General features: G+C 64.5%; 15 protein-coding genes and 2 pseudogenes. 11 read left to right on the forward strand and 6 right to left on the reverse strand.

Going from position 1 to position 14,153, the window contains the following annotated elements:
- Positions 1-194: 194 nt before the first annotated feature.
- The 3 genes and pseudogenes from QE410_RS02570 to QE410_RS02580 form a co-directional block, all read left to right on the forward strand.
- Positions 195-377, forward strand: a pseudogene (locus QE410_RS02570) (hypothetical protein); the annotation flags it as partial.
- 6 nt (positions 378-383) lie between these two features.
- Positions 384-1,082 carry a nuclear transport factor 2 family protein gene (locus tag QE410_RS02575; RefSeq protein ID WP_307334314.1) on the forward strand — a complete coding sequence of 233 codons (699 nt, stop codon included), beginning with the start codon at positions 384-386 and terminating at the stop codon, positions 1,080-1,082.
- Positions 1,083-1,402: 320 nt separating this feature from the next.
- A complete protein-coding gene (locus QE410_RS02580) occupies positions 1,403-1,576 on the forward strand; it encodes a hypothetical protein (RefSeq protein WP_307327448.1) in 174 nt (57 codons plus the stop codon).
- A 220-nt stretch (positions 1,577-1,796) separates the two neighbouring features.
- Here the strand turns inward: QE410_RS02580 and QE410_RS02585 are convergent, their stop codons facing one another.
- Positions 1,797-2,678 (reverse strand): LysR family transcriptional regulator, encoded by an 882-nt coding sequence (locus QE410_RS02585; protein ID WP_307327450.1) that lies wholly within the window; start codon positions 2,676-2,678, stop codon positions 1,797-1,799.
- A gap of 113 nt (positions 2,679-2,791) precedes the next feature.
- Here QE410_RS02585 and QE410_RS02590 point away from each other — a divergent pair, with 113 nt between their 5' ends.
- Positions 2,792-3,961: an MFS transporter gene (locus QE410_RS02590; protein WP_307327452.1), complete on the forward strand. Its 1,170-nt coding sequence runs from the start codon at positions 2,792-2,794 to the stop codon at positions 3,959-3,961.
- Positions 3,962-4,361: 400 nt separating this feature from the next.
- Here QE410_RS02590 and QE410_RS02595 read toward each other — a convergent pair whose 3' ends face one another.
- Positions 4,362-5,480 (reverse strand): MFS transporter, encoded by a 1,119-nt coding sequence (locus QE410_RS02595; protein ID WP_307327454.1) that lies wholly within the window; start codon positions 5,478-5,480, stop codon positions 4,362-4,364.
- 323 nt (positions 5,481-5,803) lie between these two features.
- On the opposite strand from QE410_RS02595, the gene QE410_RS02600 reads away from it, so the two are divergent.
- Positions 5,804-5,995, forward strand: a complete 192-nt coding sequence (locus tag QE410_RS02600; protein ID WP_307334316.1) for an HAD hydrolase-like protein — start codon at positions 5,804-5,806, stop codon at positions 5,993-5,995.
- 57 nt (positions 5,996-6,052) lie between these two features.
- The gene (locus tag QE410_RS02605) at positions 6,053-6,307 is read left to right on the forward strand and encodes a type II toxin-antitoxin system Phd/YefM family antitoxin (protein WP_307327455.1); all 255 of its coding nucleotides are present in this window, start codon (positions 6,053-6,055) and stop codon (positions 6,305-6,307) included.
- Positions 6,308-6,566: 259 nt separating this feature from the next.
- On the opposite strand, the gene QE410_RS02610 is transcribed toward QE410_RS02605, so the two are convergent.
- Positions 6,567-7,007 carry a nucleoside deaminase gene (locus tag QE410_RS02610; protein ID WP_307327456.1) on the reverse strand — a complete coding sequence of 147 codons (441 nt, stop codon included), beginning with the start codon at positions 7,005-7,007 and terminating at the stop codon, positions 6,567-6,569.
- Positions 7,004-7,909 carry a PhzF family phenazine biosynthesis protein gene (locus tag QE410_RS02615; protein ID WP_307327457.1) on the reverse strand — a complete coding sequence of 302 codons (906 nt, stop codon included), beginning with the start codon at positions 7,907-7,909 and terminating at the stop codon, positions 7,004-7,006. The genes QE410_RS02610 and QE410_RS02615 overlap by 4 nt, the downstream gene beginning before the upstream one ends.
- Positions 7,910-8,001: 92 nt before the next feature.
- On the opposite strand from QE410_RS02615, the gene QE410_RS02620 reads away from it, so the two are divergent.
- Positions 8,002-8,463, forward strand: coding sequence for an Lrp/AsnC family transcriptional regulator (locus QE410_RS02620; protein ID WP_307327459.1), 462 nt, complete (start codon positions 8,002-8,004; stop codon positions 8,461-8,463).
- A 100-nt stretch (positions 8,464-8,563) separates the two neighbouring features.
- Positions 8,564-8,923, forward strand: coding sequence for a chorismate mutase (locus tag QE410_RS02625; RefSeq protein ID WP_307327460.1), 360 nt, complete (start codon positions 8,564-8,566; stop codon positions 8,921-8,923).
- Between the two features lie 356 nt (positions 8,924-9,279).
- On the opposite strand, the gene QE410_RS02630 is transcribed toward QE410_RS02625, so the two are convergent.
- Entirely contained in the window at positions 9,280-10,671 is a 1,392-nt protein-coding gene (locus QE410_RS02630; protein WP_307327462.1) for an amino acid permease, read from the reverse strand.
- 32 nt (positions 10,672-10,703) lie between these two features.
- The gene (locus QE410_RS02635; RefSeq protein ID WP_307327464.1) at positions 10,704-11,120 is read right to left on the reverse strand and encodes a nuclear transport factor 2 family protein; all 417 of its coding nucleotides are present in this window, start codon (positions 11,118-11,120) and stop codon (positions 10,704-10,706) included.
- Positions 11,121-11,525: 405 nt separating this feature from the next.
- Between QE410_RS02635 and QE410_RS02640 the strand changes: the two genes are divergently transcribed.
- The 3 genes and pseudogenes from QE410_RS02640 (at position 11,526) to QE410_RS02650 (ending at position 14,153) form a co-directional block, all read left to right on the forward strand.
- On the forward strand, positions 11,526-12,431 hold the full coding sequence (locus QE410_RS02640) for a transporter substrate-binding domain-containing protein (protein WP_307327466.1): 906 nt from the start codon (positions 11,526-11,528) through the stop codon (positions 12,429-12,431).
- A gap of 150 nt (positions 12,432-12,581) precedes the next feature.
- A complete protein-coding gene (locus tag QE410_RS02645) occupies positions 12,582-13,376 on the forward strand; it encodes an amino acid ABC transporter permease (protein ID WP_307327468.1) in 795 nt (264 codons plus the stop codon).
- Positions 13,373-14,153 (forward strand): annotated as a pseudogene (locus QE410_RS02650) (amino acid ABC transporter ATP-binding protein). Before QE410_RS02645 ends, QE410_RS02650 begins: the two are co-directional and overlap by 4 nt.

A 14,153-nucleotide genomic window follows, 5' to 3' on the forward strand; every position in this document is an offset into this window, starting at 1 on the left:
TCACCGACTCACCCCACCCATTTGGGAGACACGCCCTAGCCGAGTTCGGACATCGAAATTACCGTGAGTGCCAATAGTTACGAATGATAACCGCGACGAGATGGGCGCGCATGGTTGCTGGTGGGTCAGTGGGGATCGTCGGGTCTGGTCCGATTGGTCAGGGGCTCGCGACGTTGTAGGCGCAGGCTGGATATGAGGTCACGCTCGGTACCCGCTCTGCTGTCTCTGCGTCGCTCGTGCGCGTACCCGACTCGGTGAGGAAAGGGACATTCGAGGATGCGGCACGGCACGACGTGGTCGTGCTCGCGGTGCGCCACGACGGCGCAGCAGATGTCACGACACGACTGGCACCCCTTCTGGAGGGCAGTGTGGTCATCGACACGATGAACGCCGTCACGGTCCGGGAAGGCCGGGCGGCTTCGGCGCTCGAAGACGGACTTACCGAGGGGCAGTGGCTGGCACGTCTTCTGCCCGGCGCGGTGGTGGTCCGCGCTTTCTCCCATATCCAGGACGAACTGCTGGTGTCCCGTGCCCGCAAGACGCCTGGCGTGTGGGCTGTCGCCTATGCCACTGACGCCACGGCGGAGCGTTCGCGAATCGAGCAGGTGATCGCAGACACCGGCTACGCCCCGGTGTTCGCGGGGTCGCTCGCACAGTCCTCGATTCTCGATCCTGGTGGGGCGGCGTTCCCTCGTCTCCTGACGCGCGCGGAGCTTCGCGGCCTGGTCACGGTGAATCGTCTTCCCGAGATGTTGGAGCGGTTCAACACCGGGGCACTCGCGGACGTGCTCCACGAGCAGGTCCGGTGGGTCTTCCCCTACGGCCCCACGATCGGAGTCCCCGACGTCTTCGAGGGGCGACAGGCGGTGGCGGAGCACCTCGCCCGCGTTGCGCGCTCAGGGGTACGCATCTCGGCCATCCGCACCAAACTCGAGAGCCCGCAGGGCGCGGTCGTCAACGCCAGGGCGTCATTTCCGACGCCACGGGGCGTCGTCTCCAGTTCAATCGTCAGCATCGTCACTGTCCGAGATGGTCTCATCGGCGAGGTCCGTGAGTACTGGGATACTGCTGCCATCAGGTGACCGCCCCAGGCCCTCGGGCCGCGGTGACCTCGGCACCGACATTCTCGACAGCGGACTCAGGCGCGTGAGTTGCGGCGAGGTCCTGCGCAAAATTGTGAGTCGCGGCAGCGAACGGCGCGTTCTTCGCCGCGCTAACTGTCACCCAACTGCGCGTCGGAAACGCTGCTACTCGGGGCATGCCTCGTTTCGCGGGACCCTTGTGATGGCTGCCGACTGGCGAGCCGGGAGCGGAACTCTTCGCACCAGTCGCGGTCGGCGCGGAGGCCGCGCCACATGAGGCGGAATATTTCGGTCGCGTGCGAGGGGCCAGCGGTGTCGGATTGCGCAAACACTTCGTCCTCGATCGCGAGGGCATCGTCAATGGTGTGAATTCGCGCCGCGAGTCCAGCGTCGAGTTCTTCGGCGGTGAGGGTCGGGGTGAAGTAAAGCAGTGGGATCAGACTCAACGGCTGGAAGTCATCCTCGTGCAGCAGGTCGAGCAGCAGTTCACGTAGTGCAGCCCGCCCGGACGGGGTGCAACGGTACTCGGTGGCGCGTCCCGCCGAACCTGATGCCGGCTCTATGGCTCCGCCGACGGTCAGGGACCTCAGGGCGTGCGGTTGGAGTGGAATCAACACGTTCCTGCTCGACGAATCCGACCATATCCAGACGGTGTAGGCGGTGTTCGATTCCGACGCCTTGGCCGCTCAGCTGTGACGCTTCTCCCGGTGTTGATCACGCGACGGCGTCGAATGCGGCGACGAGCTCTCTAACGGCTCGGGACGGGCGGGGCTCGCTGATCCAGACGAGAAGCTTGCGCAGCCGGATCGGAGGATCAAGCGGGAGGACACGTGCGCCGCGAGCGGCTTCGTACGTTTCAGCGCTCCCGACTGTGAGCGCTGCGCCGAGGCCTGCTAGCGCAAGCGCCACGTGCAGAGATGCGTCGTTCGTCGTGTATGGGAAGTGCAGCTCTGCACCGGTGCGACGTGCGGCATCGGCTATGAGCGCGCCGATGCCGCTCTCCGACGGGTACGAGACGGTGAGCTCGGCGCTGACGTCCGTAAGGCGGAGTGGACCTGTGCTCTGCTCGCACGAAGATGCGGGCCGGACGACGACCAGATCTTCTTCAAGAAGCAGGCGAGTGCCGAGGTAGTGAGGAAGCGCTCGAGGTGGCTCGGCGATCACGACCGCGTCGAGGCTTCGATCCATGAGCTTCTTCAGGAGGACGCCGCTGGTTCCATCCCTCAGGCGCAACTCGAGAAGGGGATGCCGCTGGCGAACCACGCCCATCGCGGCGGGAAAAGCGGTGACCTCCAAGCCATCGACGACGCCGAGGTTCAAGCCGCCAGTGAGCCGGCCCGCTCGCTCATCGGCGGCATTGCGTAAGTCTTCGACTGCATTCAGTGCGCGCCGTGCGGACGGCAGGAGTGAGCGCCCGCTCGGAGTCAGACTGACACCCCGGCTACTCCGCTCGAACAGGGAAGTGAGGAGTTCGCGCTCGAGCTTGCCCACCTGCTGACTGACCGATGGTTGTGCGATACCCAGACGGTCTGCCGCGCGGCTGAACGACCCTTCGTCGGCGACCGCCGCGAAGCACTCCAGGGCGCGAAGATCCATTCTTCGCAGTATAGGCGATGCCTATACAAAGAAGAGAAATTGTCAGTCTTCTCTTATTCGGACGCGGGTCGCATATTGGCCTCAACAGAACGAGACGCAGAGAGGTGAGGATCTTGACCGACCAGACGAATGACCACGGTGCAGGTGTGACCGGCGTGGGGCGTCTTCGAATGATCGGGCTGCTGTCGTTCTTCGACCGCTTCGCGACAGCACCGCTTCTTGTGCTCGTCGTGCGAGATCTGGGCGTGCCGCTGTCTGCTGCCGTCCAACTCGTCACTGTGTATGCGCTCACCTATGCCTTCGGCCAGCCCCTCTGGGGACTTGTCAGTGACCGAACCGGACGCAAGCCGGTGCTTCTGCTCGCGTTGGCTGGCATGGCCGTCGGGAGCGTTGCCAGTACCTTGGCACCTGATCTGAGCTCTCTTCTCATCGTCCGTGCCGTGACAGGTCTGTTCGTCGGCGCCCTCTTCCCGACGGTCTTGACGCTGCTGGGGGACCGGTACTCCGGCCCGGAGCGTTCCCGGCAGATCTCAAGCCTGCAGAGCTTCACAGCTATCGGCACGACCGCAGCCACTCTGACGGCAGGCGTCATCGGCGTCGTGGCCGGGTGGCGCACCCTGTTTCTGATCGCGGGGATGGGGGCGGTGGCGCTCTTCCCCTTTGCCGGGCGTATCACTGAGCCTTCTCGCGGTGTCGCACCCCGGGCTATCCGGGCGTCCTTCGGCCGCTGGCCTGTCGCTCTCTATCTCGTCGGTATCGTCGAGGGTGGGGTTCTGCTCGGCATCTTCTCCTACATCGTGCCCGCCCTGGAACAGGCCGGAGTGGGCGTCGCCCTGGCCGGGGTTCTCGCATCCACGTACGGAGTCGGCATCATCGTCGGTGCGATGACGTCGCGGCGAGTGAGCGCCCGTGTCAGCCGCACCTGGAGCATCACCATCGGCAGCGGCCTACTCGTCGCCGCCTACCTCCTCGCAGCCGCATCGCCCACGTCAATCGGCCTCACCCTCGCGGCGGCGCTCCTCGGCTTGTGCAACTCGCTCTTGCACGCATCGCTGCAGGGAATCGCGACGGAGCTCACTCCAACATCTCGAGCGACGACGGTATCGCTCTTCGTCTGCTCAGTGTTCATCGGCAGTGCGCTCGCTGTCGCTGTCACGGCTCAGCAAGCATCCGGGAGTTATCCGACGGTCTTTGTCGAGTCCGTCGGCGCCGGCGTGGTCATGGCGATCGCGGCGGTGGCGATCTCGCGAGGATGGACGTCGCGTCATCAGAGCGAGGCCTGATGACCGGGCCGCAGGACGCTCAGGACCGAACTCAAAGCGCGACACTCTCGCCGCCTTTGACAACCTGATGAAGCGCCGTCAGGATTCAACGTTCGGCGCCATGAACGACGACATGCTTCGACCCCGATCCAACATCCGTCACCCGACCCCAGAGAGAGAGTCATGACCACTTCGTCTCCTCCTCCTCGGTCACCGGTAGCCGTCGTCACCCTCGGTGGCCCCAGTCTGATCGTTGCGCTCGGCAGCGTGCGTCTCCTCGTAGACCCGACCTCTACGAAGGCTTGGCGTTCACGCATGTGGGCGATCGCGAAGTGATCCTTGACCTCTGGGTCAGCGATTACCGCTGGGAGCGTCCCTAAGCGAGCAAAAACCGGGTTCGCCCCATGCCGCGCTCAGCAGATCATCGCCTTCTGCGGGCGAGGGCTGTAGTGCCGATGCAAAGTAGCGCGATGACGGGGACGGCGACGGCGATGGCTGTAGCGAGGCTGGTGGTGGTGGCGAGAGCTCCGACGAGTACGGCGATGCTGCCTTGGGCGAGGTAGGCGGTCAGGTACATCGTGGAGAAGGTGCTGGCCCGGTGCGTGGTGTCGGTGGTGCTGGTGACCATTCCGAGCCCGCCGTAGAGGAGGAAGCCGTATCCGACGCCGGCGAGAAGAGCTGCGCCGAGGAAGAGGGCGAGGGAGTCCGCGGTGCCGACGAGCAGGAGCAGGACGAACCCGACGGCTGCAATCATGCCGCCGAGCTGCACAGCGGATGCCGGTCGCAGCCGCGTAGCGAGGAGCGTGACGGGAACGATGACCACGGGCCAGGTCGCCAAGGTCGCCGCGGCCAGGAAGGCGTTTGTGGTTCCCACGAGGTCGCGGATGATCTGCGCGCCCAAAGCGAGAAAGACCGCCCCGGTGATGAACGCGACCGTTACTGCAACAGTGCCGAGGACGAAGACGTGCCGGTTGTCTCGAGGGATCGTGAGCAGCGGTCTGCGCGACCGGGCGGACGCGGACCGTGCTGTCGCGGGAAGCATGAGCACAGCGACGACGAGCGCGCCGACGAAGCCGAGCAGGACCCAGAAAGCGAGGTGCGTGGGGTCGGCGGTGTACTCGACCAACCAGCCACCGACGAGGATCGCAGCGGCGGCGCCCAGCGCGGTCGCCGCGGTGTTGACGGCGCTCGCACGGGTGGAGGTGCCTCGGTTGGCCTCGACCATCGCCGCGCTTGCTGCGCTCATCGCCAACCCGACACCCGCTCCTTGAAAGATGCGGCCCCCGAACGCCACCGCGGGAAGCTGGGCGATCGCGAAGAGAAGACTGGCCAGGGCGACAATGATGGTGCCAGCGAGCATGAGTCGACGTCGCCCGAATCGGTCCGACAGCGACCCTCCCAGCACCATCACCAGGACCAGCGCGACGGGGTACACCGCAAACAACGCCGTTGTGACCACGGGTCCCGTATCCCAGCGGGCCGCGAACTCCGGGTAGAGCATCGCTGGCGCGCCGCTGGCCCAGAGGGAGAGCACCAGCACGCTCGCAGCGACCCAAAATGTCGCAGCGGGGGGGAAGAACGAACCGTCGCATGGCTGTCGCACCTTTCAACCGCCCGCGCGAGAACCGCGAGAGCGTTCCGTCAGGCTACGGCGTTCAGGAACCGACGCCGCTATTTGGTGCGAAACCGATCGGTTTCGCGCTGGCTCAGCGCCGCGGCGCGTCTCGCCAGATTCGGTCCTGTAACTCTCGGATTGTTTCGCCCAGCACGCCGCGCGCGAGTAGTCCATCAGCGTCGAGTGGTCCCGCAGCATCCTTGCCCACAGGCGGCAAGAGGGAAAGGGCTCGGCGGACCTCCTCTGTCATGTGCTCTACCTGCCAGGCCACCTCAGACTCGCGCTCCGCTGGCTGTGTGGGTGACCGTCTTGACAACGACGTGATCTCGGCGCGTCACGCGGGAATGCGCACCGCTTTCATTCGGCGCGGCCCATGGGGAATCATCCACAGCCGTCGGCCCGAAGCCAGCCTCGCCGACCACCGTCCTCCGCCCGATTAACCACGTATCTCACCTCGCATCATTTTGTACAAATCGTACGTAATGTAGCATTGTGGCATGGCGGATGAAGTTCCAGTTTCCGAGGCCCGCGGGCAGCTCTCAGAACTCGTCAACCGCGTCCGATTCGGGGGCGAGTCCATCGTCCTCACCCGGCACGGCAAGGGCGTAGCTGCTCTCGTCCCGATCGAGCACCTATCTACCGAGCTGACACAGGCGATGGACGGCGAATCGCCGAACGTAGTGATCGATCTGAGCAGCCGTTCGATGCCGATCAGGCAGAGTGCTGCTCACTCGGACCCGGACTACCGATAGCTGCCTCGCTTCCTGGGTTGACGCCCTGACGATCGAGCAGAAACGACACTGAGAGGCGCGGTGCGAAACCAATCGGTTGTGCACTACCCACCGTCATCTCTCTCGACTGCACAACCGCGGACGCGCGTCCCGCTAACGATCGGTTTCGCACCGTAGGCCGCTATTCAGGAGGGGCCGCGCGGTAGCCACCCCTGATTCCTGCGACCGAAACATCCCGTTCCGCTAACCAACTCGATGTACAGGAGCCGGGTTGTGGGTGTCAGCGGTAGTACCCGGCGAGTGGCTGCGCGCTCTCGCTGTGGAGGTGGGGACCGTCGCTAACGAAGGGCCTCGAGGGCGGTGGCATGAGTGGTGGCTTCAGGACTGCCAGTTGTGCGTTGGAGAGCGCGAACACCACGCGGCCGATGCCCGCCCGGCCGATCGCGTTCGCGCACATCGGGCACGGTTCGCAGCTGGTGTACATGGTGACATCGGCGAGCTGCCGGTCGATCAGGGTGCGCGCCGCCCACCGGGCGAGCTTGAGTTCAGGGTGGGCGGTGATGTCATTGTCGGTGATCGTTGTGTTCGTGTCTTCCGCGAGGACGGCGCCGGTGCCGTCGATCAGTAGCGAGCCGAATGGCGGGTTGCCTGTGGCGCGGGCCGAAACCGCGAGTGTGAGGGCCCGGCGCAGCAGGCCGGTTTGGAGCGTGTTCAGGCTCACAGCTGCAGCGTCCCTTCTGCGACGACCACGCCTGACCCGGACAGTTCGACTCGATCTTCGTCCACGAACGCGCGCAGGACGCTCGGTCGGCCCAGCTTGCTGCCCTGAACGATTCGCACTACTTGGCCCCTTTCAGCGTGACTCTCTCGGGCGAGGAGGGCGGCGAGCGGACCGGCCGCTGTCCCCGTTGCGGGGTCTTCCGCAATCCCCACGGTCGGGTTGAAGAACCGCGCGTAGGCGTCGGCACCATCATCACCGGGTTCGGTGGAGTAGATGTAGCAGCCTTCCGCGCCGTTGCGCACCAGCACGCTCTTCAGCGCAACCGAATTCGGAACGGCTCGGTCGACTGCGGCCCGAGAGGTGACAGCCACCAGGAGATGCTCCGCGCCGGTGGATCCGACCTCGGGGGGCAAACTCGTCGCGAGCTCCTCGATCGGCAATGCCAGAGCGTCGGACAACGCCGCCAGCTCGGGGACTTGCCTCAGGAAGCGTGGCGCTGACTGTCGCATCGTCACCCGGACGGCGGCGCCTGATTCTCGGTCGATCCGCACGGGCAGGAGGTCATCTCCGATCTGCTGTGTGTACGCGGCGCGGTCGGCGGGGAGCTTGCCGTGGCTAGCGAGCCAGATCCACGCGCCCATCGCGTTGTGCCCCGCCCCCAGCACCTCAGACCCGTCCGGGGTGAACGACCGCAACCGGTAATCGGCTTCGGGCGCAGTCGGGGCGACCAGAAACGTCGTCTCGGACTGGTTGAACTCCCGTGCGATCGCGATCATCTGCGAGACGCTCAGCGCGTCAGCATCCGGCACCAGCGCGAGCGGATTACCCGTCAACGGAGTCTGCGCGAAGACATCTACCCAGAAGAATTTAGCGCTAGTCATCCGTCCTGTGATTCCTGTCATAGCCATCACGCTAGGGGTGCGCTCTTCCCGCAGGAAGCGCGTTTCTGCGGCGAATCGTCCACAGATCCGCGGAATTTGCGGAAGATTGTCGAATGGACAACACCAGGATCATGGATGCCGTAGATGCTGCACTCGTCACCGCTCTGCAAAGCGACGCCCGATTGCCCTTGACCGAGCTCGCTCGGATCGTGCACCTCGGAACGTCCGCGACGCGCAGCAGGCTGATGAGGTTGGAAGAGCACGCCATCATCACGGGGTACACCGCTACGGTGCTCCCGCCCGTGGCAGGCTTCTCCCTGCACGCGATCGTTCGGATGAAGGTGCACGGCTCGCTGTTCGACCAGGTGAACGACGTCATCCAACAGGAACCCCAAGTCGTCCGATGCCTGCGCATCACAGGCGAGTCCTGCTACAGCATCGAGGTTCTCGCACGCGATATGGCCGACCTCGAACGCATCACCTCTCGATTCGCCAAGATCGGATCGATCACCACCGACCTCGTCTACGAAGTCGTCACCAACCGCCCAACACCGGTCCTCGTCAGCGAGCCGTGAAGGGTGCGCTCATCCTGGCACGCTGTCAGTGCGTGATTCAGAAACGATCGGTTTCGCACCACCCGAGGCGCCGTCGTTCAGTCTTGCTAAGGTCTCGCAGATGACGGAAGTGAGCCTCGAGCGCGTGCGCCTGCAGATCGATGCGCTGGACCGGCAGATCGTGGCCTTGATCGCCACCAGGCAAAAGTGGGTCGAGAAAGCTGGAAGGCTTAAGAAGGACGATGCCGCGGTGAGAGCCCCAGGGCGCGTCGAACAGGTGGTCGCGAAGGTGTGCACCCTCGCACAGGAGGTGGATGCATCTCCGTATGTCGTCGAGGAAACCTACAGAGCCATGATCGGTGCATTCATCGACCTGGAGTTGAGCGTGCATCAGGCCCGCTGCACCACTGAATTCCCGTCCGAAAAGTTGACGGACACACGCTCACGCGGGAACTCGTCGACGGGCCCGGGTGCGGCTTGAAACCAATCCGGCTTTGCGCCACATCGCGCCGTCGCGGGTCAGCGTTAGAACGGCGAGCTGGGGGAACTCGGCGCGTAGCGCCGGGTCTTGGGAGAAGCGCATTGGCGGTTACCGGATTTCAAGGGCGAGTTTGCCGGCGAGAAGGACGTAGGTGGCGGCGAAGGGTAGTGCAAAACCGATCGGTTTCGCACCACGCTTCTCTAGCCCGGAGGGGGACGCTCATGGTCCTCTCGAGCCAGTTATGAGGGGTGTCCACGTGTTGTTTAACCCACCGACACGCGGAAGGAGGGGCCAGCGTTGGCGCTGGCCCCTCCTCACGTCGTGTTAGCCGAAACGACGACTCTGCTCCTACCGTTTCAGACGGTCGCCTTGGGGAGAGAAGCGTCCAGCTCGGGGTCGGGGTTGCCCGTCTGCGTGGGTGCAGCCTGGTTCTTGATTCGCCGCTGGATGACGGCCCCGAAGAGCGCGCAGGCTGCGGCGGCGACGATCGTCAGGATCAGCGGCAGGCGGCTGGCGGGGTCCACGGCAAGGGCCAGCGCGACCGCGGCGAGGATCGCGAGGACAACCCAAGCCATCCACTTTCCGGTCTGCGAGTGTGTGCGGGAGCGGAGGTAGGTGAGAGAGATGACCGAGTAGGTCAGGACTCCGCCCGCACCGGTGACGGAGATGAGGAGGGAGATGACGTCCGCGGCGGGCAGGAGGAAGTTCAGCAGAAGGCACAGTCCGGCGGCGATGGCGATGGCACCGGCCGCCCAGCGGGGCGCTCCGGATCGAGAGACCACCGCGAGGCGAGCTGGCATCTCCCGGCGCACCGCTGCGGCGTACAACAGCCGTGATGTCGTGTACAGGCTGCTGTTTGCCAGGGACAGGATGGACGTCGCGACGACGATCTGAATCGCGCCGGCGAGTACCGGCATTTGCAGTGCGTTGAAGACTGCGGGGTATGCACCACCGGTGAGCGATTCGCTCGAGGACGGGATGATTGTGATGACGATGATGGTCGATCCCACGTAGAAGATGACGATGCGGGTCACCACGGAGCGGATAGCGCGGGCGATGGCCTTGTGCGGGTCGGTGGCCTCGGCCGCGACGGTTGCCACGTTCTCGGTGCCCATGTAGGAGAAGAGCACCGTCACGCCCGTGAGGAGCACGGGCAGCCAGCCTGCAGGGGCGAAGTCCGCCCAGTTCGTCAGACCCGGGGACTGGTACTGGGGAAGCCAGCCGAAGATGGCTGCGGCTCCGACGAGGAGGAAGACGACCACCGCGATGACCTTAATGATGGCCATCCAGTACTCAATCTCGGCGAACGCCCGGACGGGCAGGAGGTTGAGGCCACCGAGGGTGATCAAAGCCAGGAAGCTCCATGCCCACACCGGAAGTGCGGGGGCAAAATCATTCATGATCATGCCGATCGCGGAGCACTCCAGCGCGATGAGGATGACACCTGAATAGACGGCGACGTAGCTCGTCATGACGCCGGCCCACGGGCCGAAGCGTCGCGCTGCGTAGGTCGTATAGGAGCCGGGGTCGGGCTGCTCTGCGGCGAGGCGCCCCAGCATCCGCATGATGAGGACGAGGACGAGCCCGATCCCGAGGTAGCTGAGGATGACTGCGGGGCCGGCTTGTTGGACGACCATGCCACTGCCGAGGAATAGTCCGGTACCGATGGTGCCGCCGATGGCGATCATCGCGATGTGGCGGTTGCCGAGGGTGTTGTGGAGCCGGTGCGGCTCGGTTATTAGCTGCATGAGCGGTCCTGTCTTTCAGGTTCGGGTTCGGGTCAGGCGGAGGTACTGCTGAGCTGCTGCTGGGCTTCCCACGCCGCGCGGATCGGGTGGGTGTCGTAGACGATGTGCAGATGGGTGATGCGGCCGGTGTCATTGAGCTCGGCGACGTCGACTGCGGTGAAAGGGGCGGGTGTCCCATCGGCGAGGGTCCAGGCGAAGTCGAACCAGAAGGCGACGGTCGCGTCTGCCCCGTCGATGTCATGGAGCGTCTTGCGCAGAGTGAGGACGGACTGAGCGGTATCCGCGAACAGCAGCGGGTAGAACTCGTTCGCGGGCAGGTCTCCGTACAGCGGGGAGCTGACAACGCCGTCGTCTGCGAACAGGTCAAGTACTGCTTCGATGTCGGCGGCAGCGAGAGCGGCGAGGTAGCTGTCGACGAGATGGCTGACGACAGCGCGGGCAAGAGACATCGATGTGTTCCTTAGGAGCGTTGACAGGGTGCGGCAAGGGGGTCATTAGCCGACCCGTAAAAGTACGTCGTTCATTTTGTAATGAACCGCGTTCAATTAGGTTTCTCTAGCGTTACGGCCTCGTAACACAGTGCGCACCCCTGGCCGGCCGCTCGATGAGCGGCGTCCAAGCGGGTGGGGCAACACCGATGCCTCGTCGTGAACCGAGCCTCAAGAGCTGGTCGGGCTGGCGTCCGGTATGTTTCTGGGGGCGTGAATTTAACAGTGGACAACTGTTACATGAGAGGCGCTAGGCGGAAACCGTCCGGAAACAAGGGCGCAGGACAGTCGGTGCACGCAGCTTCTTTTACACAGTTCAACTACACCTGGAGATATCGCATGTCTACTCTCACTCGCGTGCGGCGGTTGGCTCCGGCCCTGGCCGCGGGCGCACTGGCTCTGTCACTTCTCGCGGGCTGTTCGTCCAACGCTTCTGACGCAGGTGTCGCGACCGAGACGTCCGAACCGATTCCGACCGCCTCCGTCGATGAAGCTCTGTATGCCTTGCTTCCTGAAGGCGTCCAGTCGTCCGGCATCCTCAAGGTCGGGGCGCCCTACGCGCTCAAGCCGTCGATCTTCACGGATGACGCAGGTAAGCCCGTGGGGATCAGCGTCGATCTCAGCGTCGCGCTGGGCCAGGTGCTCGGTGTGCAGTTCGAGTGGGAGGAGACGGCCGACCCCGTGACCGCGGTCCAGTCGGGCAACATTGATCTGTCGATGGGCTTCCTGTCGGACAGCCCTGCTCGTGAGCAGGTGCTGACGATGGTGCCGCAGTTCCAGAACACCTCCACGCTTCTGGTGCCGGCCGGGTCGACGATCACCGACATCAAGAGCATGTGCGGCAAGGTCCTCGCCGTGGTGTCCGGCAGTCAGCAAGAGAAGCGCGCGAACACGGTCAGCTCCGAGTCGTGCGGGTCCGATCCCGTCCAGATGACCGCATTCCCCTCCCCGAAGGACGCGCTCACGCAGGTGCAGTCCGGCCGTGCGGACGCGTATGTCGCTCCCCGGATGATCTTGCAGGGGATCGTGGACTCCTCCGGCGGAGCGTTTGCTGTGACCGACGCGAACTATCCCGACTTCCCGTTCGCCATGGGCGTGACCAAGGACAACGCCGATCTCGCGAAGGCTCTCGCGGGTGCGCTGAACAACTTGTACGACGCCGGCACGTACACCCAAATCCTTGAGAAGTGGGATGTCGCCGACATTGCGCTTGAGGCCGATCAGATCGGCGTGAACACCGGGTCGACCGCCGTGTTCCCCGTCAACCAGTAATCGACAGATCCGGCCCGGGCGTCACCAGCTGCTCGGGCCGGATCGCAACCGGAGAACTCCATGACCACTCCCCCCGTGCGTTCGCCTCGCGCTCCGGTAACGGACCCCGGCACCCCCACACCTCCCCGTGTCATCCGGCGCCGCGCAATCGTGCCTTGGATCGTCGCCGCGGCGCTGTCCGCGCTGATGATCGCCGTGGTGACGGCCCTCGCCACCAACCCTCGTCTGGACTGGGGGGTTACCGGGCAGTGGCTCTTCAACCCTCGCATCCTCAAGGGCGTGTGGGTCACCATCCAACTGTCGGTGCTCTCGATGGTGTTCGGAATCCTGCTCGGCACGGTCATCGGCATTGCCCGCCTGTCTCACAACAGAGTCTTGCGCCTCATCGCGTCGACATACGTGATCATCTTCCGCTCCGTCCCGGCGTTGCTACAGCTCCTGCTGTGGGGCAACATCGGCCTCATCATCCAGCAGGTGTCGATCGGTATCCCCTTCACCGACGTGCGGGTCTTCGCGGTCGACACCAACGACCTCATCGCACCGTTCACCGCGGCTGTGATCGCACTCGCCCTTCACGAGGCCGCGTACGTCGCTGAGATTGTCCGCGGAGGAATTCTCGGCGTTGATGTCGGACAGCGCGAGGCCGGGGCTGCCCTCGGGATGCCGCCCGGCTACATCATGCGCCGTGTGCTTCTTCCCCAAGCTTTCCGTCTGATCATCCCGCCGATGGGCAACCAGTTCGTCACCCTTATAAAGGCCACCAGCCTCGTCGCCATCATTGCGGGTGGGGACGTACTCACCGAAGCGCAGAACATCGCCGCGTCCAACTATCGCGTCGTCGAGATGCTCGCCGTCGCTACGTTCTGGTACTTCCTCCTCGTCATTGCTGCGTCCATCGGCCAGTCGTTCCTCGAGCGGGCCGCCACGAAGGGAGTCCGCCGATGACAACGACTACTTCTGCACGTCCACTCGTCTCAGCACTCGGAGTGCACAAGTCATACGGCCACAATCACGTCCTCCGTGCGCGTCGACCTCGAGGTGTCGTCCGGAGAGGTGGTCTGCCTGATCGGCCCCAGCGGGTCGGGCAAGACCACCCTGTTGCGGACGCTCAATCACCTCGAGACCGTCGACGCCGGCAGCATCGAGGTTGACGGCGAATTGGTCGGTTACCGGGCAGCCGGTGGCCGACTGTACGAGCTGAAAGAAGCCGAGATCGCAACACAGCGCCGTCGCACCGGCATGGTGTTCCAGCACTTCAATCTCTTCCCGCACATGACCGTGCTGCAGAACATTGTCGAAGCGCCGATCGGCATCAAACGAATCCCGAAAGGGAAAGCCGTCACCCAGGCACATGAGTTGCTGACGCGCGTGGGGCTCGCCGACAAAGCGAGCGCCTACCCGTCCGCACTTTCCGGCGGACAGAAGCAAAGGGTCGCCATCGCTCGCGCCCTCGCCATGGACCCCGAGGTCATGCTGTTCGACGAGCCGACCAGCGCGCTAGACCCGGAACTCGTTGGGGATGTTCTCGCTGTGATGCGCGACCTCGCCGCCTCCGGCATGACCATGATCGTCGTCACCCACGAGATCGGCTTCGCCCGCCAAGTCGCCGACCGCATCGTCTTCATGGCGGACGGAGTCGTCGTCGAAGACGGCACCCCCGCCGAGATCATCGATTCTCCCCAACAAGCCCGCACCCGAGAGTTCCTGAAAGCCGTGCTGTGA

This window comes from Microbacterium sp. SORGH_AS_1204 (assembly GCF_030818935.1).
Lineage (GTDB): Bacteria > Actinomycetota > Actinomycetes > Actinomycetales > Microbacteriaceae > Microbacterium.